Annotated in this window: 9 protein-coding genes; 2 read left to right on the forward strand and 7 right to left on the reverse strand. The window is 34.2% G+C overall.

Going from position 1 to position 20,766, the window contains the following annotated elements; genetic code table 11:
• Nucleotides 1-4: 4 nt before the first annotated feature.
• The 5 genes from HM984_RS00240 to HM984_RS00260 all read right to left on the reverse strand — a co-directional run bounded on the left by HM984_RS00240 (nt 5) and on the right by HM984_RS00260 (nt 14,329).
• On the reverse strand, nt 5-8,215 hold the full coding sequence (locus HM984_RS00240; protein ID WP_179347648.1) for a T9SS type B sorting domain-containing protein: 8,211 nt from the start codon (nt 8,213-8,215) through the stop codon (nt 5-7).
• Between the two features lie 70 nt (nt 8,216-8,285).
• Nucleotides 8,286-10,709, reverse strand: a complete 2,424-nt coding sequence (locus HM984_RS00245; RefSeq protein WP_179347649.1) for a PorP/SprF family type IX secretion system membrane protein — start codon at nt 10,707-10,709, stop codon at nt 8,286-8,288.
• A gap of 1 nt (nt 10,710) precedes the next feature.
• A complete protein-coding gene (locus HM984_RS00250; RefSeq protein WP_179347650.1) occupies nt 10,711-12,174 on the reverse strand; it encodes a T9SS type B sorting domain-containing protein in 1,464 nt (487 codons plus the stop codon).
• Nucleotides 12,175-12,305: 131 nt separating this feature from the next.
• The gene (locus HM984_RS00255; RefSeq protein ID WP_115808916.1) at nt 12,306-13,628 is read right to left on the reverse strand and encodes a beta-helix domain-containing protein; all 1,323 of its coding nucleotides are present in this window, start codon (nt 13,626-13,628) and stop codon (nt 12,306-12,308) included.
• 248 nt (nt 13,629-13,876) lie between these two features.
• Nucleotides 13,877-14,329 (reverse strand): hypothetical protein, encoded by a 453-nt coding sequence (locus HM984_RS00260; protein WP_115808915.1) that lies wholly within the window; start codon nt 14,327-14,329, stop codon nt 13,877-13,879.
• Between the two features lie 550 nt (nt 14,330-14,879).
• Between HM984_RS00260 and HM984_RS00265 the strand changes: the two genes are divergently transcribed.
• Nucleotides 14,880-15,479 carry a peptidase associated/transthyretin-like domain-containing protein gene (locus tag HM984_RS00265; RefSeq protein ID WP_115808914.1) on the forward strand — a complete coding sequence of 200 codons (600 nt, stop codon included), beginning with the start codon at nt 14,880-14,882 and terminating at the stop codon, nt 15,477-15,479.
• Between the two features lie 138 nt (nt 15,480-15,617).
• Nucleotides 15,618-17,351, forward strand: a complete 1,734-nt coding sequence (locus HM984_RS00270) for a patatin-like phospholipase family protein (protein ID WP_179347651.1) — start codon at nt 15,618-15,620, stop codon at nt 17,349-17,351.
• 19 nt (nt 17,352-17,370) lie between these two features.
• Here the strand turns inward: HM984_RS00270 and HM984_RS00275 are convergent, their stop codons facing one another.
• Both HM984_RS00275 and pta read right to left on the reverse strand, forming a co-directional pair.
• Entirely contained in the window at nt 17,371-18,555 is a 1,185-nt protein-coding gene (locus HM984_RS00275) for an acetate/propionate family kinase (protein ID WP_179347652.1), read from the reverse strand.
• A gap of 15 nt (nt 18,556-18,570) precedes the next feature.
• Nucleotides 18,571-20,679, reverse strand: coding sequence for a phosphate acetyltransferase (gene pta / locus HM984_RS00280; protein ID WP_179347653.1), 2,109 nt, complete (start codon nt 20,677-20,679; stop codon nt 18,571-18,573).
• Between the last annotated feature and the right edge of the window lie 87 nt (nt 20,680-20,766).

Here is a 20,766-nt window from a genome sequence, read left to right on the forward strand (position 1 = left end):
TCTTTTATCTATATAATGTAAAATGTCCAACAAATTCTTTATCGTGTGTGGCGTCATTAGTTTGAACTACAAACCAATAATCACCAGAAGGTAATTCTCGACCTTTATATTTTCCATCCCAAACCTCACCAACATGGTATGTTGCTACTTTACGACCATAGCGGTCAAAAATATCGAAGGTTAGATTTGGATAATTCTCAGTACAACCTGGTGCCCAAGTATCAAATTCACCATCTCCATTAGGAGTAAACCAATTAGGAATACAGATTTCTTGAAACTCTAATTCTATTTGTAAAGAGGCATAACAACCACTACTATCCATTACTCTAATAGTATATAAGCCTGATTCAAAAATGAAGAATGAATTTTCATTTCCATAATCCTCATCGTTAATAGTGAATTGATAATCACCAGCACCTCCAGCGGCATTAATGATATATTCATTTAGTCCTCCCTCAGTAAGAGTTAAGGTTACGGGATCTGCCATTTCAATATCGAAGAATTCAGTTGTCTGAATACATCCATTTGTATGTCTAACATCTATAAAATGATCGATTCCTACTGGTACATTTATAAATGTATTACTCGATTGGTAAGGACCTCCGTTTAATGAATAATCTAGTTGCGTAAGATCTTCAATAGAGGCATCCACTGTTACTGTTACACGATTACCTTGTATATTGTTTTCACAAATACTTTCGATTATTATTTCTGGTAAAATGGTAACAGATTCTGGGAATGTAATATTCCATTCAGACTCACAGCCTGCAGCATCTCTAACAAATACAATATGATCACCACCTTCTAAATTTGTGAAATCAAATTCATTTTGTGCAGCACTTCCTGTTGTATAAACACCATCATAATCATCTAAACTCACGCTATAAGGAAGTGTTCCTCCTGAGATAGCAATACTAAATTCTCCATCTAAATTTCCTGAACATACTTCTGGGAAGAATGAACCTGGAACTATACTCAATACAACTTGCTCAGGCTCTGTGATGGTAACATCAAATCTTAAGTAACACCCTGACTCATCCATTACAATGATATCATAATCCCCAGGTGCTAAATTCTCAAAAGTATTAGTTTCAAAAAATTGGTTTGACTGTGGTGAGATAGCATACTTAATAACTCCGGTACCACCTGATGCAGTTACTTCAACCGAACCATTATTATTACCCGCACAGCTTACATTATTTACAACTAGAGTCGCTTCAATTGGTGTCGCAGGCTCTGTAATACTTATTGGAGTAGACGTCACATCACAATCACCGCTTTCAACAAGAACAACATAATCACCAGCAAAAAGTTCTGTAAAAAAGCCAGGACTTGTTTGCGGAGCCGTAACAGTGTTACCTAAATTATCTTGTAAAGTATAGGTGTAGTTTCCTAAGCCACCTGTTGCTGACGCTAAAATAGAACCGTTATTATCACCAAAACAATTAATAACTAAATTGGATGCTTCTAAAGTCACCTCTAAATCTGGTAAAGGATCAACTGTAATTTCATTAGACACGTTAGTAACACAACCGTTAGCATCTCTTACAAAATACGAGTACGTACCATCGGGAACCGAGAATGTTGTAGATGTTGTAAATGTTCCTATAATAGGTGCAAACGAAGCATTCTCACTATATGAATATAATCCTGTTCCTCCAGTTGCACTTAATGTTAATGTCGATTCTGTTAAACAAGTTTGTGTTGTTGTTCTTACTAAACTAGCTTCAACTGGTGTAGGCTCAGTAATAACGATATTTGCAGATGAAAATTCACAATGGAAACCATCTGTAATTCTTACAAAGTAAGTTCCAGGACCTAAGTTTTCAAATATATTAGACGTTTGTGGACCAGAAACACTCGGTGTTGGTAAAACAGTGTTTAAGGTATACGTATAATTTGCGCCTTGTCCACCAGTTACATTGGTAATCGTTATGCTCGCATCTTGATCTCCAAAACAAGATAAAACTGTAGTGTTTGGAGTAAATGTTGCTGCGATTGGATCTGGGGTTTCTAATGTAATTGTTTCAGAAACAATACAACCACTTGCATCTCTAGCGTTTACGGTATAAGTTCCGGCAGATAAACCTGTAAATGAACCATTGCTAGAATAAGCCACTGTCGCAGCGCCTGTTAATTCATATTCCAAATCTCCCCAACCACCAGTTGCGATTGCAGTTATTGTTCCTTCATTATCATTACAAGTTACATTTGAAGTTTCTGAAATATTTAATGAGATACCATTAGTTGGAGATGCAATAGTTACACTTGCTGTTGCAGAACATAGAGGAATATCTGTTTCAGTAATCTCTACTGTAAATGTTCCTGCACTCATACCTGTTACTATAACTGGATTAGTAGAGGTGTTTGCATTTATAATTCCTGTTACTGATGTACCTAAGCTATCAAAGACTTCATAGGTATAAGTTCCGGTATAATTTGCGATGTTAATTTCGAATGATCCTGAATTATCTCCAAAACATGTAATGTCCGTTGGAGTTAATGTTACTATAGGAAGTATCGCTTCTGCAACAGAAACAGACACCTCTTCAGTACAAGACGTTACTGTGTCTGTAATTGTAATAGTATACATTCCTGAAGGTACTCCCGAAAACACATCTCCTGCAAAACTAATCGAAGCAGGATTAGGTAAAATACTATACGTATAAGATCCAGATCCTCCAATAGTAGTCATTGTAATTTCACCATCATCATCATTACAAGTTGGTAAAGCTGTTACCTCTGGTATGATAGCTATTGGTGCAACAACATCTACTGAAACGGTGTTACCACAACCATTGACATCATTAATTCTTATAGTGTGTGTACCTGAATATAAATTTGAAAGTGTGAATGGAAATGTTTGTGTTTGAAACGCTCCGCCATTAATACTAATACTGTAAGGTGGTACACCAACAGTATCTAATGTTACATCGATTTCATAAGCACCTTCCGCTACTGTACATTGATTATTTAAACTTGCAGAAATAGCAGGAGTAGGATCTGTGTCTATCACTAAAACAGGACTTGTAACAATACAGTTATAAGCATCCTTCACATGAACATAATAGCTTCCGGCAGCGTTATTAAATGTACTTGAACTATTCCAAGCTGCATCTGTAACAAGTGGGGTAGTAGCAGTTGTTGTGATTTGATATTGATAAGGAGGTGTTCCGTTTGAAGCAATAGCGCTAATCACACCAGAATTAGGTTCACAATTTGCATTCTGATCCACTGAAGCTGCTAATTCTAATAGAAATGCAGATTCCGTAATATTAAATGGAACTGTTACAATACCACAACCTGCATTAGGTCCTGATGTTTCACGAATTGAAACAAAGTAATTACCAAATGGAAGTGGGCCAAATTCTAATATATTTAAAGAACCATTAGCAGGTAAAGCAGCAGAACCACTAATTCCTGTTGATGTTAAACTTAAAGTATTAAAGATTTCATAGGTGATAGAAACAGGACTTGCGTAAGAACTGTTTACGGTAAATGAAACATTACCATCTGCACTTCCTGTACAGGTAATATTGTTAGAACTAACCGCTGTTGCAGTTAATTTTGAGTTAGTAGGAATTGGAATTGTTGCTGGCTCATAATAACTACAGAATGTAGAGGCATCATAGACAATAAATGTATATACTACACCAGGTATTAAATTTGTAAATGTTGCAGATTCACTACCAGGAGCATCTTCACTTAACCACGTTCCAGCCGGATATACAGTACCAGTTCCTTCATAAATACTGAAGAAAAATGGTCCGGCACTAGTTAGAGTAGAGCCAATACTTACTTCTGCTTCACCACCTGTAGCACAATCGAATGATGGTAAAATATCAATATCTAAATCTGTTGGAGGTGATGCTACTAATACATCTTGAACTAAAATAGAACAACCATTAGCATCAACCACATTAATTTGGTAAAGTCCAAAATCAACCACATCAAAACTAACAGATGTTGAGCCCATATTATTAAATTCAGAATTAGAATACCCATTGGTACCTGTAACAAAATAGTTATAAGGAGGTGTTCCACCTGTTACAGAGTTTACAATTACTGATCCTTGAGAAACTCCGCCTGCACCACAAGTGATATCAATAGCATTATAATCGACAACTATAGGATCTGGTTGGTCTATAGTTACAGTTTCAGTTGCTGTACACAATTTTGCATCTGTAACAGTAACGGTATATATCCCTGCAGGTAAACTAGATGTTTGTGTACCGTAATCGTTTCCTGTACTATCAGTTACATTAATTACAAAAGGAGGTGTTCCTACAGACGTATCAATAGTAACATCAATAGCTCCATTGGTATCTCCATTACATAAAATCTCTTGTGTTTGTACAACCAAACTTAAAGCAGGTAATGATATTGGAGTTACAGTAATTACTGAAGATTCAGCTGAACAACCATTTGCATCTGTAATTTGAAGTTGGTACGTTCCGGCAGTTGCTGCACTATAAGTAAACGGTGTTCCTGTTGTACCTAAATCGGTATAAGCTGCTCCATCTATAGATACTGAATAGGTATAAGGTGCGGCACCAGTAACAGTTCCTGTAAGTACCGCATCTGGTGATGCAGCACAATCTAAATCCTTTGTTAACACCACAGATAATGTTGGAGATGGAGTAGGAACAATAGTATGTGATTCACTATATACACAATCGTTTTCATCTTTTACTTGAAAAGTATAAGTTCCAGGTTCTAAACCTGAAAAATCAGTAGATGTTTGATAAGCAGTTACTGCAGAAGCAGGTGCTGTAATTTGATATTCTAATATGCCGACACCGCCAGTTGTTCCTGTAATAGAAATGGTAGCTGTATTAGAAGGACAAGCTACTGGGGAGTTACTAAACGTTAAATCGGTTGGTGGGTTTAATTCGTTAATTGTAATATCAGCCATTGCAGATGCACAACCCGTTACATCCATTACAATAACGGTATATGTTCCTGCTGATAAATTACTGAAATTAGCATTATTTTGAAATGTTACACCATCAATACTATAGGTGTATGGTGCTTGTCCGCCTGTAACTGCTGTAACCGTAATTGCACCGGTTGAAAGACAGGTGTAAGGTGCAGCTAATTCAACTGTACCAGTAATTGCTGCTGCTGAACCAATTGAAACTGTTTGTGGACTTGATTCACAAACATCGGTACCAGAAGTGTATTCTACTACGACTTCGTAATCTCCGATAGATAATCCTGTAAATACATTTGAATTCACAAATGTAACTCCGCCATCAATACTATAATTAATACTACTACCATTAGCATTGCTAACATTGATTGTTAATGCACCAGTGCCATCAGAACCAGCACACGCTATATCAGTTGTATTCACATTAAAATCTGGTCCGGAAATAGCATCAACATTTATAGTAACATCTGTACTACAGTTATTAGAATCTGTAACGACTACATTATAAACACCTGTTGAACTCACTACAATTTGAGGTGTAGATTGAAAATCTGTAGCACCATTTACAAAGTAATAATAAGGAGGTGTTCCACCTACAGGATACACTGTAATCTCACCGTCAGAACAATTTAAAGGACTTGTTAAAGCTATAGTTGCTGTTAATATAGGTGGTTCAATAATGGTAATATCTTCAGTAAATATACAGCCATTCTCAGATTCAATAGTCGCTGTATACGTTCCAGGATTTAAATTTTGGAATGTATAATTATTATCAATAATAGGACCAACAGTATTTACTACAGTTGCACCTTGAGAAAGGGTAAATACATATTGCGGATCAGCATCATTAGCGGATAAATGTATACTTCCTTTATCTCCATAACAAAGAGGTTGGGTAATAGTTGTAGAACCAGTAAATTCTCTATCTCTAATTTGCACACTAGGAACAGTAAACACACAAGGGTTTGTTGTTAAGTCTATTTGTCTTACATAAACTGTATATGTTCCTGCCGTATCAATTGAGAATACATTACTGCTTTGGAAATTGGTTCCATCTATACTGTATTCATATCCAGAAGGCACATTATTTACCGTAATACTTCCGTTAGTTTCACATATAATGTCTGTTGAATTAACTGTTGGGTTTAATTCATTCTGATACACATTGAAATAAAACTGAACATTACATCCACCAGGATAATTTATTGTAATTCTATATTGTCCGGCTGTATCAACTAAAAATCCAGATTCACTAGGAACTGCATTCCATGTACAAGATGTATTTTCATTAGCACAATCTGAATTTGAAACGGCATCACAACTCGTTTCATCAAGCACTTCCCAAATAATCGAGGTAGAATCGGAAACGTTTGTTTGAATGATTCTTATATCATCAGCACCACATAAAAAGATATTAGGTAATAATTTTCCATCATTAGGACAAGTCACAACTTCATCGGCATAAGGAATTACAGGGTTGGTTGTATTAGAACCAAAAAGCTGTACATTAAATTGCTGAACAATAGATTGACATGGAGCCACTGCAGTATTATAAGAATAATAAGTACCCGTTTCTGTAACAGTGATAGACTGCGAATTTCCTATCACAGGAACTCCTGTAGGACTTGTAGACCATGCATAAGAATCGTAGCCATTAGCTGCTGTTAACTCTACACTATCTCCACAAAGAATTTCATCATACTCAAAAGTACAGTTAAGATCCGCTAAAAAGTTAGTAGCCTGAGGTGAAATTAAACACCCTGTATTGCTACTTAAACTTGGATCATCTGTAATGGTGAAATCAGGGTTTATAGTTCCTTGATACGTGGCATAAGCTTGATTATTAACAATATTTGAACAAGCATCTTCTAATTGTCCACAGTCATCTACAACTTGTACTTCAATTCTTATTTCATAAACAGGATCATTCTCCTCAACAAGTGAATTATCGATATCTAAAATAAGTTCTCTTGTTGCCGCATTATAGCTTTGAACTGTAACACCAGCTGGTAGAATTAAATCTGTTGGATGGTTATAAATAATGTTTACAGGTAGAATATCTCTTATTGAAAAGTTTGTAGCATCATCATTACCCGTATTCTGAAACCCAATAACATAATTTAAAGAGGATCCTAAACCTACTAATTGTCCACCAATATCATTTCCTAAGTCGTCTTCAACAATTTTTGTTAATACGATATTAGGAGCAATGATCTCAATCGCAAAGGCACTAAAATAATAATAGTAGATGTCTAAATTACTACCTAAACTAATGTTTGCTGTGGTTGCATTGTTGGCAATTAGAGAGTTTCCTGGATTGGGGATATTTATAATACCAGCATCAAATCCTAAGGTGTTAGAACTATTTGGCGTTCTTGTGGTAAATAATTCGGAAGTATTTGTAAGTGGGTTAATATCGGATACAGAACTATTAAAAAAGTTATTCCCAGGTCGAATTGTTGTACCTGCACTGTTAGTAGCACTGATAGTAGTTCCGTTAAGTTTTAAGTAATCACCAGTATAACTTCTATCACCTTCAATAGTACTAAATGCGAACTTTGCACGAACAGGACCGGTTGGTATGGTTGTAAAACCACTTACAGGAAAGGTTTCATTGATAGAACTTGTAATTTTAGTAAAACCATCAAAAGACGTAATATACTTACTAGGTAGAAGCGGATCTTCATAAACCACGAATAAAGACCACCCTGCAGATAGACCTTCAGAATTTGGTTTCGGACCGACTAAAGTTGAAATATTAGCAACAGCATATGTCCCTTCAGGATCTGGTAAAGCTGTAAGCATGTCCGTTACATCATGGTAATATGCATAAGTGTTAGATCGGTTATTATTAGAAGCGTTTTGATAGTAAATTTCAGTTCCGGTAATGTCTTCATAAGACCCTCCAGGGACTTTAAACTTAATATCGGACTTTGGTTCATCTCCATCAACAACCGCACTCCAATATAAACCCGCATAAACAATAACATAACAGCTATCATCGCCTGGCACATCTAAATCGGCACTACTAGAGTTAAATGTACTAGCATCACCATCGATATCTACATATACCGCAGCATTTACGCCGTCGTTTGTAGAGTTTCCATTGTAAGGATTAGAAACATGTAATCCCACATTACTATTTCCTATTAAAAGTATATCTCCTTTTATGGCTTGATCGTACCGTGGAGAAAATGGCACGAGGTTTTGTGCAGATATGTACTGTCCCAATATTAGAAACAAAACAATTACGACTATTCTAGAAAAAGTAGGTTTTTTCATGATAACTTATTTTAATTAATCACTTTATTTCTTGGGGCAAAGACGTAAGTGATAGTTGGCTTAACTATTATTAATTTTCTATTTTAACTATTGACATTTTTCCATTATATGGTCTATTTCCTTTAGCTTCTAAAGCTTTATTGGCACTTCCTATATCGTTAACTTTATCATAGTATATGTAATATTTACTAGTGTTAACATCATGGAAGAAATCAACATTGGTTTTTCCAGAAGCAATAACTTTGGTTATAAATTCATCTCTACTTTTCGTATCACTATGAACTGCTATTATAAGGTAGTAACCACTTTCAATATGTTTTATATTCTTTAATATCTTGATATTATTTCCTTGTGATTCTCCAAAATCAAAATCTTCAGCTTTTAAAGGAGTTTCAGCTAATGGTGTTGTTTCTCTTATGTTTTTCAACTTAGCTCTATCTTGAGTATATCTATCATCCTCACTATTAAAAGCAGCGCGCTTGATTCGTCTTCTTTTTTCAAATTCAGTAGCTACTTTAATAGCCTCTAATTTTGTTTCTAATTGTGTGTTGACTTCATTCGCTTTTAACTGCTCTGACTGTAATCTTTTAATTTCCTTTTTATAGAATAAGGTAACTTCATCTAGGGCAAATGAACCATTAGCAACACGTTCTTCATATAGTTTAGTTAATTCATCTATTTTTTCGCTACGAGATTCTATAACATTATCTAAATCTGTTTTAATTGCTCTAAGCGCATTGTTTTCTGCAGTTACACTTTTAAACGGTTTTGGTTGTACTGTAATTCCCTGATCGCTTAAATCATTTTCTTCTTTTAAGTCTTTAAGATCTTGGTCTTTGATCGCAATGATATCGTTAAATTGTTGTAATAAATCAGTTTGAATTGCCTTAGAGTCTTCAGTGGATTTTGCTAAAGTTTGCATTGATTTAGCAAGCGCATCTGTTGGATTAGAAATAGCATCTTCCTCAGCTTCTTGCTCTGCTAATAATGCAGCTTGTGCATCAACTTCTTCTTTAGCTTTTTGCTCTGCTAATAATGCAGCTTGTGCATCAGCTTCTTCTTTAGCTTTCTGTTCTGCTAATAATCCAGCTTGTGCATCAGCTTCTTCTTTAGCTTTTTGCTTTGCTAATAGTGCAGCTTGTGCTTCAGCTTCTTCTTTAGCCTTTTGTTCTGCTAATAGTGCAGCTTGTGCATCAGCTTCTTCTTTAGCTTTTTGTTCTGCCTGTAATCGTGCTCTAGTTTCTGCTCTTTCTGCCGCTTTTTTGTCTGCTTCAATTTTATCAGATTTAGCCTTTGCTTCAGCTAATTCTTTAGCTTTTTGTTCTTCTATTAATTTTGCTTCAGCTTCAGCTTCATTCTGTGCTGCTAATATTTCTGCTTGTTTGTCTGCTTCAATCTTAGCTTGCGCTTTTTTCTCTGCAGCCAATTTTGCTTGCGCATCTGCCTCGGCTTTTGCTTTAGCATCAGTAGTCTTTTTAGTACTAGCTATGCTTGGCTTGGTCTTTTTAACTACACGACGTTTCTTAGTTCCACCTGAAGATAAAATACTACTTACTTCATCCTCTCGACTGTAATCGTAATAATTGTTGTTTTTAAATCGGTAAGCTAATGTGATTTCGTGCGAAGGTCCATAATTACTTAAATCTCCAAATGCCGTTTCAAAATTATATTCTATCGCTATTTGTGTTGTAATATTAAGACCAAGTCCACCAGAAGCTCCATAAAGTGTATTATATCCAGCTTGTGCCCAAATCCCTTTAGGAACTGTTACCATCGCAACTGCAGAAATTATAGTTTCTTCTTTTTGAAAATCTGATCGTAATAAACCTGTAAACTTACTTTCATCAAAAAAGCCTCTACTATCCATATAACCAGTATACATGACATGTGCTTGAATACTTTGCTGTGGATTATCTTCTATAAGTGCTGAGGTCTGGAAATTATATAAAGCTAAGTTGTTAATCGCTAAACCAAAATCTAAAAATTCAGTTCCATAATTAATTCCTGGGTTAACTGTTAATAGAAAGTTTTCTGGTACGTTTTGTAACGATGGATCATCAAAATTAGTGATTACGTTTGCTGTGTTAACTCCACTTTTATAGGCTCCGATGTTAAGTCCAAAAGTTAAGTTGCTATCGTAACCTAATTGTGCATTATATGCAAAATTCAAAATACCACCAAAGGTGGTTAATACTCCATAATTTTGTTGAAACAAACCTAAACCAGCTCCAATATTTTCTCCAAAACGACCAGAATAACTAGCTAAATAGGTGAGTGGTGCGTTTTCAAATTGAACCCATTCTCTTTTATTGTAAATGCTGATATATTTAGTTTGTTCTCTAACAAAGCTAAATGTTGGGTTTATAGTATAACGATTAAAGGTTAATGAGTTTCGTGTTGGTATGGCAAATGAAACCACTCCGTCATCTTCTTGAGCGTAGAAAGTCTGTATAGAACATATACATAATATAAGAAGTAAGAAATAGGCTTTCATATTATTTCACTACGGTTATTGAACCTTTTTTTGTTTTATTATCAGATGTTGTAATAATGTAATAATACACTTGGTTGATACTGGTTAATTTTAAATCGTTTTCTGGCCAATTGTTTTGATAGTCATTTGTTCTTAAAACAACTTTACCTTGATTAGACATAATAATGACTTCCGTATCTGTACCGCTAACATAAATTGCAGGTATGATCCAGGTATCATTAATACTATCTCCATTTGGGCTGATAAGATTTGGAATGTCTTCGACTTCAGGAAAAAGATCAAGCTCCTCTTCAATAGAAAATAAATATTCAATTGAAGTTGTACAGCCTGTAGATTGCGTAATAACGACTCTATAATCACCAAAATTAGTAGCTTCAAATGACGCTCCTGTTGCGCTAGGAATTAAATTATCATTTAAGTACCATGTAAACTCAGGCGTTATAGCAGTAGTGGTAATAGTAACCATTAAAGAATCTTCTGATGACATTTCATTAAATTCTGGAACATTGATTGAGCTATCAAATAATTCGCTTATTAAATCAATTGAACCAGAAGCAGAACAGTCTCCTAAATCTACTTGTACCGAAAAGGTACCAGATTCATTAGTTTGATACATTTGACTCGTAGCATCTACTATTATATTTCCATCCTTATACCATTGGTATGAAACACCACTTATGGTACTTAAATTAGTGAAACCTTCTCCCGGACAATATGGATTTCCTAAACTTGACGCTATAGTAGCATTTGCTTCACCTGATACTGCTTCACTAATAGTTACACGATTAGAAAAAGAATCAGAAGTACAGCTTCCGTAATTTGTTCTCACAAAATATGTCCCTTCGGTATCAACTGATAATGTTGGTCCGTCAGCGACAAAAACAAAAGTTGTTGGTCCTGTTTCCTTATACCATTTAAATGTAAGACTTGGATATAGTAGTGGAGAATCATTATTTTCATCACCAGGATTATCTATAGATAGTAAATAACTACCTCCTGCACAATAAGCACCAGTAGAGACTAAGTTGTTAATGGTAAATGGAGAGTCTTGAATTTTATAATAAGCAGCAAATGGAACCGATCTAGAGCTAGTTGCCACTGGAGCACTACTTTTAATACGGATACGATAATTTTCACCAGCCGTTGTTTCTGGAAGAGAAAACGACAAGGTCGCAGGAGAAGTAGTTACAGAACCCGCTTCTGTTGTGTGTATAATTGTTGAATTTGTAAAATCACCATCAGCATCAGACATCTCAATAGAAAATTGATTAGAGGCATTTAACACAGATTCTGGTGAAAAAATAAAAGTAGTATAATAGGTATTAAAAGACGCACTTGCACAAGCTTGACTAAATCCTAAATTTGGCGTACCAATTACTATTTGCGCATTAGCTCGTGTAGACACAAAAACGAGACATAGGCAAATTCCATATAAAAACGGGGTTAGGTAAGTAGGTTTAAGCATTGGTTAGGAGTTGTAGTTTTTTAATCTATAAGCTGTTTGGGGGTTTATCAGTGTCATAACATGTTTAAATTTTCATCTAAACATGTTATGAGTTAAAATTTATTGTTTACAATAATTAGTAGTGAATTATGTTATTCATCCTCTTCGTCATCATCAAATAAATCATTTGATGCTATAATTTTATTAATTCGTAATCTAAAATCTGGATTTCTACTATTTTCAGAATCAATAAAAGTTTCATCATCTGGACCTTTAGAGTACACATTGTCAAAAGCTCTACTACCATACCAACTCTCTAAATCATCATTGTTAGTATTTCCTTTTTTGAAAATATTTCCTTTACAGTTATTAAAGTAAGAACGGGTAATTTTAATCTTATCTAAATTTTCACTGTTAATTTCAATTTTATCATCTAAAATTACAGCAGGCTTAAACCCAGAGATCACACTTTTATGAATGTTAAACGATGCATCTGGCCCAATAAAAATAGCTTCTTGCACCAAACCTATTTTAATATCATATTTTAAATCATTACTAACATTAACTAGCGTTAGGTTTTCTGCTTTTACAAAAGTTTCCTTTTGAGAAGAATCAGCGTTCTCTTTTAAATCATAAGAACTTACATACATACAGCGCGAGCCATCCGCACTTGAAATATAAGGCGACCTTACAGCCAATGCATTTTTAATATTACATTGTGTTCCGTAGTTAAAATTATAATCGTTTTTATTAGATCTATAAGAAACTGTTTTAGTTAAGTCAACTTCTCCGCCTAAAACATTAAAAGAGCTTCCTTCACAGTAACTAACCATAATGTTGCTTATTGCAGTTTTTAGTCCAACACCTGCAAGGGTAAGTCCACTAAAATTTCCAAATGCTTTGGTCTTTTTACCAGCGTATTCAATTCTAATATAATTTAATATACCAGAGTTACTGTCAGAATTGTCACCACCATAACTAATACTTTCTGTAGATGAAGGGTTTAGACCATAATTAAGAGATGCTACGCTTCCAAATGTATTAATAGGTGCATCACCTAATATAAATATCCCACCCCAATCTCCAGGCTTTTTATCTGTTCTGTTAGAAGTGAAAATAATTGGATCCGTTGGTTTACCTTCTGCTATAATTTTAGAGCCGTTAGCAATAACTAAAGCGCCTTTTGTTTTATAATCACCAAGTATAACTGTACCAGGCTCTATAGTTAAAGTTGTACTATCTGTAACAAAAACGTCACCTAATAATAAATAAGTGTTTCTTTTGGTTAATGTGGTGTTCTCAGTAATGTTTCCAGACAATATCTGAGTAGGTTCTTCATAGTTCGCTTTGTTAGGTTGAAAGTCTGTCCATGAATCTAGCCAATTGTTATAGCCAGTAATTCCCTTTTCTTGTTGGGCAAATAAATTACCAAACACTAAAAGAAAGAAAAGTGTAGTAAAAGTAATTTTTTTCATAGTAGGTAAATTTTGTATTGTAAGGGGTTTAATCAATTAAGTCCAAACATATAAATTTTATCTATGAAACACAAATTATATCGACAAAATACACACATTTAACTAAAATGTATTGTTAATACTACAAATACCGACTGTTTGTCGGGTATATTTACAATTATTAAGATAGTGTAAAAAAAGGCCAAATAAAAAACCTTGACACTTTACGGGTCAAGGCTTTTTTAAACACATAATAATTAAAAAACTAACTAATCCTTTTTATAATCTTCATAGGTATGTAATGCTTTTAACGTTGATTCATAAAAAAGAATAGCTGCAATTAAATCTGTGGTATCAGAATAGGGCAATATCTTTTTTTGGAACTCAATGGTACTATCAAAATAAGACGTAGAAGCATCAATATTATCTTCTAAGGCTTTTCTATTATCTTTTGTATCTGGGATTCCTAGGTTCTCCATGGTTACACCAGGTTTCGTAGCAAATGCTATATTTGGAAGAATATTTACAATAACTTCTATTCGTTCTATATAAAGAACTAGCAAGTCACCTTTTTTCATCTTTTTCAGATCTTCTCGACTGTGGTATTTTGAGATATTTACTTTACCACTAATGATGCTTTGAGACTCGTCTTTCTTCTGAGCAAAACTCATACTGATCATTAGAAAAAATAGAGCACAAAATAAAGTAGATTTGGTATTCATATTCACGCTTTTTAGTTAATCTTAGTGCCACAAATCTATACAATTTATTAAATAAAACAACTATAACACGGCAATTTTCGCAAAACATTTTCGCTTACGAAATACATATTTTAAGGTTAAACTGCGTCTTTGCTTGATTAAATGCGTATTTTATCGATGAAATACTTTGTGGTTTTTTGTTTCAATTTTCGACATAGAATGAATGAATTTTGATAAAAACTGATAATTTAAATATGAAAATAGAGATATAATTCAAGATTAGAAAACAATTCATTTTTAGTGAGAAAACTCCTAAATCTAACCATTAGGTTAAGTCATATTGCTTTTTATTTTTGATTTTTTTCAAGGGAATTATTTGATTGATTTAAGAATTAAAATTATCAACGAAAAATGACTGTTTTGTGTTCTTACTTTGCAATTAATAAGTAGTATTTCATCGGTAAATTTCGCTCATTTTTTCAGTTTATCGTAAAAATCAAGCATTGGTATGATTTTTAGATGATTACGAGATAAAAGCATCAATTTTGGTGAAACCCAAAAGCTTATCCTCATGAAAAACCTAATTGCTTTATTCTGTATTATATGCTTCAATAGCGCATTTCATATTGTTGCAGCACAAGAATTAAAATTGAATAGCCCTATATATGATCGTGCTATAAATCAAATGAGTAACACAGATACGATTCCCGATTTTAGATCTAAAACAAGTAAACTAAAGTTAACCGGGATTATATATCAAAGTGATGGTGTAACACCTGCAAAAGATGTTATCTTATTTATTGAACAACCAGACGAAGATGGTGATTTTGATTTGAGAAATACAGGTGATGCACGTTATGTTTTCCATAGAAGTTGGGTTAAAACAGATTCAGATGGCAGATACACATTATATACGTTTGTTCCTGGAGGAGATAGAAGATATAATCAAATGCAACAAATATTTCCGTTAGTTAAAGAGCCATCAAAACAAGAGTATCAAGTAGACTCATTTTTATTTGATGAAGACCCACTACTTACAAAAACATGCAGAAAGCGCATGGCTAAAAAAGGAGATACAAGTCGAATTCTTAAGTTAAAAACGGAAGATGGTATGTTTGTAGCGGAACGTAATATCACTTTAAAAGCTGATAAAACCTTAGCAAAATTATAAATTGAAACCCTAAAATATTACCTAAGCGTCCTAAAATTATTTAGGACGGTTTTTTTTGTTCCTATTTCGAATAAGTTTGATTTACATTCAACTTAGTGATAATAATTCCTATTTTTAGTCATACGAAATATAGATATAATGAGTAAACAGACGTTTCACTTAGGTCTTTCTTTAGCAGGCGCAGTATCTGCGGGTGCTTATACTGCTGGGTTTATGGATTATTTGCTAGAAGCTCTTTCTGAATGGGAAATAGCCAAACAAGAACAGGCGAATAATCCTAAGAGTAATATTCCAAACCATAGGGTTGTTATTGATGCGATTGGTGGTGCTTCAGCAGGAGGAATGGTAGGAATGATTTCTACACTTGCGCTTTATGCTGGAAATTGGAAACCTGTTAAAAAAGTTTCGAATGTAAAAACGGGTAATTATCTATATGATAGTTGGGTGTTTTTAGATGATGACTTAACCTCAAACAATAAAAAGAGTAGAGCTAAAGCTACATTCGAAAAAATGCTCGATACTTCAGATATTGATACAGACCATGGAGCTCCTTCACTTTTAAATTCTACTCCTATAGATGCAATTGCAGAGCGTGTTTTTGATGAATTACCAAAAGATGCTGGTTTGCATAAATTACCGAGCTTTATTTCTAAAGATTTAAGATTGTTAATTACACTTACAAGTCTAAGACCTTTAGATTATAAGGTAAAATTAAGTAGAATTAAATCGAAATTCTTAGATGAAACCCCGTCTCATCGTGTTAGTAGTCATGATGTGGTTGCACATTTTAAACTGAATTACGATAGTAAAACTGACAAAGCACACTATTTACCATTTCTTCCACACAATCTAGATTCTAGAAATTTTTTAATCAAAGTCACAAAAGCGACAGGTGCCTTTCCTATAGGTTTAAAGCCGCGTTATTTTAATGATGAATTTGCTACTGAATACTTAAACAATAGTCTTAAAGTTCGCAAATCACTCCTAGAGGATATGGATGTTTTAATTGATGAAGAGGAGACTCCTAATTTTCAATTTACAGCTATAGACGGAGGTACAATAAATAATGAACCATTTGATGAAGTTTTAAGACATCTCATCAATACACATGGTGCACCAAATATAGAAAACCCAAAGTTTGGAACAGTACTTATTGATCCTTTTCCAAGTTTTTTCGATACTATCAAAACAGATAAAATTAATTATAAGATATCTAGCATTGTGGGCATACTTGGTGCTCTTGTACCAACCATTCTCAACCAAGCACGCAATAAACAAACAGATACTTATGGTGTTGGTCTATTTAAATTGATGTCATTTCCTAGAAAATTGAAGCCCGGAAAAATGGAAGTTAGAGATCACCCTCCTTTAGCTACAGGAGCTTTAGAAGGTTTTGGAGGCTTTATTGATATTAAATTTAGACAGCATGATTTTTTCTTAGGTAGAGATAACGCTCGGAATTTCCTAAGAGGAATTCTCTTTTTAGAATGTGACCAAAATGATCCTGATAATTTGTTTTATGGTGTAAATGATGCTGCCATAGCTGAATTTAGACGGCTTGTAAAACAAGATGATGGAAGCGAAAAAGTGTATATGCCTATTATTCCAGATATTAGCAAGATTGAAGGAGATACCAATCCCACAAGTTATGAAGTGGAAGACTTCCCAAAGTTTGATTCTAAAGCTTTTAAAAAGCTTGAAAAACCAATTAAGAAAAGAATTAAAGCCATTTTAAAAGCAGAACTTAATGGACGAATTAGCAGTTGGATATTACGACCAATTGTTAGTGTTTTTAGAGGTGTTTTTGCTAGTAAAATCACAAAATGGGTTATGGAACAAGTTGAAGCTGATTTTAAACAACGGAAGATGTAGCTGAAATCTTCTTTAAATATCAGTTCATCAATTCAAAAGCTTGTTTTGCAATTTCTAATTCTTCATTCGTTGGGATAACCATAATTTTGGTTTTAGAAGTTTTAGTGTTTATTTCTCTGATAGCTTTAGATCTAATGTCGTTTTTATTGGCATCTAAATTAATTCCGAAATAATCCATGTCCTCACAGACTAATCCTCTAATAAGACTAGAGTTTTCGCCAATACCTGCTGTAAATACAATAGCATCTAAACCATTCATAGCTGCAGTATATGAGCCAATATATTTTTTAATTCTATAGGCATTCATTATTAAAGCTAATTTACAATCCTCATTGCCATTAGCAGCTTGTGCTTCAATATCTCTTAAGTCATTGTAACCTGTTAGACCGAGCATGCCACTTTCCTTGGTTAATAGTGTATTTACTTTATCTAAATCGTACCCCAAGCTATTCACCAAGTAAAACACAATCGCATGATCGATATCTCCACTTCTGGTCCCCATAATTAAACCGTTAGAAGGTGTAAACCCTAAACTATGATCTATACTTTTTCCATCTACAACGGCAGTCATACTGCAACCATTACCCAAATGAATGGTGATTATTTTAGACGTTTTTAGTTGTAAATAGTCAAGTGCTTTTTCTGTGACATATTTATGACTTGTACCATGAAAACCATAGACTTGAATTTGCGCTTCGGTAAAAAGCGCTTTAGGAATAGCATATCGTTTTGCTTTTTCTGGTAAGGTTTGAAAGAAAGCCGTATCAAAAATGGCAGCTTGTTTAGCATCCGGAAAAAGTTGCTCGGCGACAACAATCCCTTCAAGATTATTAGGGTTATGTAAAGGCGCTAACGAGCCAAACTTTTTAATATCTTGTTTTACAGCATCTGTAATCAATGTGGTATTCGAAAATGAATTCCCACCATGTACCACACGATGCCCAATAATTTCAATCTCGTTGGTGTTTTTTATCACCCCTTTTTCAGCATTTAATAATAAATCTACCACTTTTTGTAAACCGTCAGAGTGATTTTCTATCTGTTCTATTTGCTTAATATCAACAAGATCTGTTTTATAATTAAGTATGGCATCTTTTTGACCGATTCGTTCTACCAATCCGGTACATAGTAATGTTTCGGAAGGCATTTGAATCAATTGAAATTTTATAGATGAGCTCCCTGAATTGATTATTAAAATATTCATACTAATTCCATGTTTTTAAATGCCTTGTGCTTGAATAACCGTTACGATTACGGTATTAAAAATATCGTCTGTTGTACAACCACGACTTAAATCATTAACAGGCTTGTTTAATCCTTGTATTATTGGTCCGATAGCTAGTGCTTTAGTTTCGCGTTGCACGGCTTTATAAGTGTTGTTTCCGGTATTAAGATCTGGAAAAATAAAGACGTTGGCTTGACCAGCAACTTCAGAATTAGGTAATTTTGATTTTCCGACATTTATATCAACAGCAGCGTCATATTGAATAGGACCTTCTATTTTTAAATCGGGTCTCATACGTTTCACTATTTCTGTCGCTTTTCTTACTTTTTCGACATCTTCACCAACACCAGAAGCACCCGAAGAGTAGGAGAGCATCGCTATTTTTGGTTCAATACCAAATCCTATACTCGTGGTTGCAGAAGAGATTGCTATTTCAGCTAATTCCTCAGCAGTTGGGTTAGGATTAATAGCACAATCTCCATAAACCGAAACACGATCTTCTAAGCACATAAAAAATACAGAAGATACGATAGACGTTTCTGGTTTGGTTTTAATAAATTGAAGTGCAGGCCTAATGGTGTGTTGTGTGGTGTGAATGGCTCCAGAAACCATACCATCTGCATCTCCATTGTGTACCATCATAGTCCCAAAATAAGAAACATCTTCCATTAAATCTTTAGCCATAGCTAAATTTACATTTTTGTGTTTTCTCAGCTCGTATAGCGTTTCTGCATATGCTTCAAACTTATCAGATTCAATAGGGTTTATAACGTTTACAAGATTTAAATCTAAACCAATATCGTGTGTAATAATTTTTTCTTCAATTTCTTTTCTATTTCCTAGTAAAGTGATGTCAACAGCACCTAACTCTATAAGTTGTTTTGTTGCCATTAGGATACGCTCATCTATCCCTTCTGGTAACACAATGTGTTTTTTGTTAGTTCGTGCTCTCTTTAATAAGTTATACTGAAACATACGGGGAGTAATGCCGTTGGTTTGAAACGTTATTAAACGTTCTAAGAGCTCATCGACTTTTACATGGTCTTCAAATTCTTTAATAGAGGTTCTAATCTTCTCTGTGTTTTCAGCATAGATTTGTGATTTAATTGTGCCGATTTGGTTAGCGACTGCAAATGTTCCTCCTTTGGCTGATAAAATAGGCACCACATCCGAAAGCCCTTCAATAAGTTTAATAATTGACTCTTCGGGTTTTAGGCCACCTGTAAGTACAATTCCAGAGATAGAAGGGTAGTTCTCAGAGATGTTGGCTTGTAAAGCGCCAAGAATAATATCGGCTCTATCACCAGGTGTAATCACTAAACCGTTCTCCTTAATATGCGTTAAATAATTATGCAATTGCATAGCACCAACACTGAAATTCCCAGCCTGATTATTGATATGAGCCTCACCAAATAAAACTTCAGCATCAAGCGCGTCAACAATTTCTTTTATGGACGGATTGGCTAAAATAGGGTTAAGCGGAATGGCATTAACAACCACTCCTACAGGTAGTTCCTTTTCTAATTCAGAGATCGTAAAAGCCTGATTATAGGGTTCTACTTTATTAGCAATAACGGCCAAAACTTCAACACCTTTATCTCTAAAAGAATCGAAAGCCATATGTATATTACCCACAAGATCATTCATCGTTTTACCAACTCCGCTTGCAAGAATTATAGCAGGAACACCTAAATTTTTTGCGATTAAGATATTGATATCAAATTCTATGATGGCGCCTTCACCAACAAAACTACTACCTTCAACTAACACAAAATCGAAACGCTCTTCAATAGCTTTGTATTTATCTATTATGATGCTGATGATTTTATCATCTTTATCGTCGTTTTTCATTTTAATAACCTCACTTCTTGTAAAAGCATAGGCATCTTCAAATTTTAAATCGAGATTAAAATAAGTCGTTACTGTATTGATATGGTTGTCAATTTTACCTTCAACAAAATCATCTATAATAGGTCTGAAATAGCCAACTTTTGCTGCTTTACCAAGTAATAATTGCATTAAGCCTAATGAGATTATAGATTTACCACTATTAGGCTCTGTAGTGGTTATATAAATTGCCTTATTCGTTGCTTTTTTATTCATTTTTATAGATCTATAAGTGTTGAACACAAGGTGTTAAAATAAAGTACAAATTTAAGGCTTCTAAGATATTAACTTATGAGATATGTC

It is taken from the genome of Winogradskyella pacifica, assembly GCF_013403915.1.
In the GTDB taxonomy this organism is placed as follows: Bacteria; Bacteroidota; Bacteroidia; order Flavobacteriales; family Flavobacteriaceae; genus Winogradskyella; species Winogradskyella pacifica.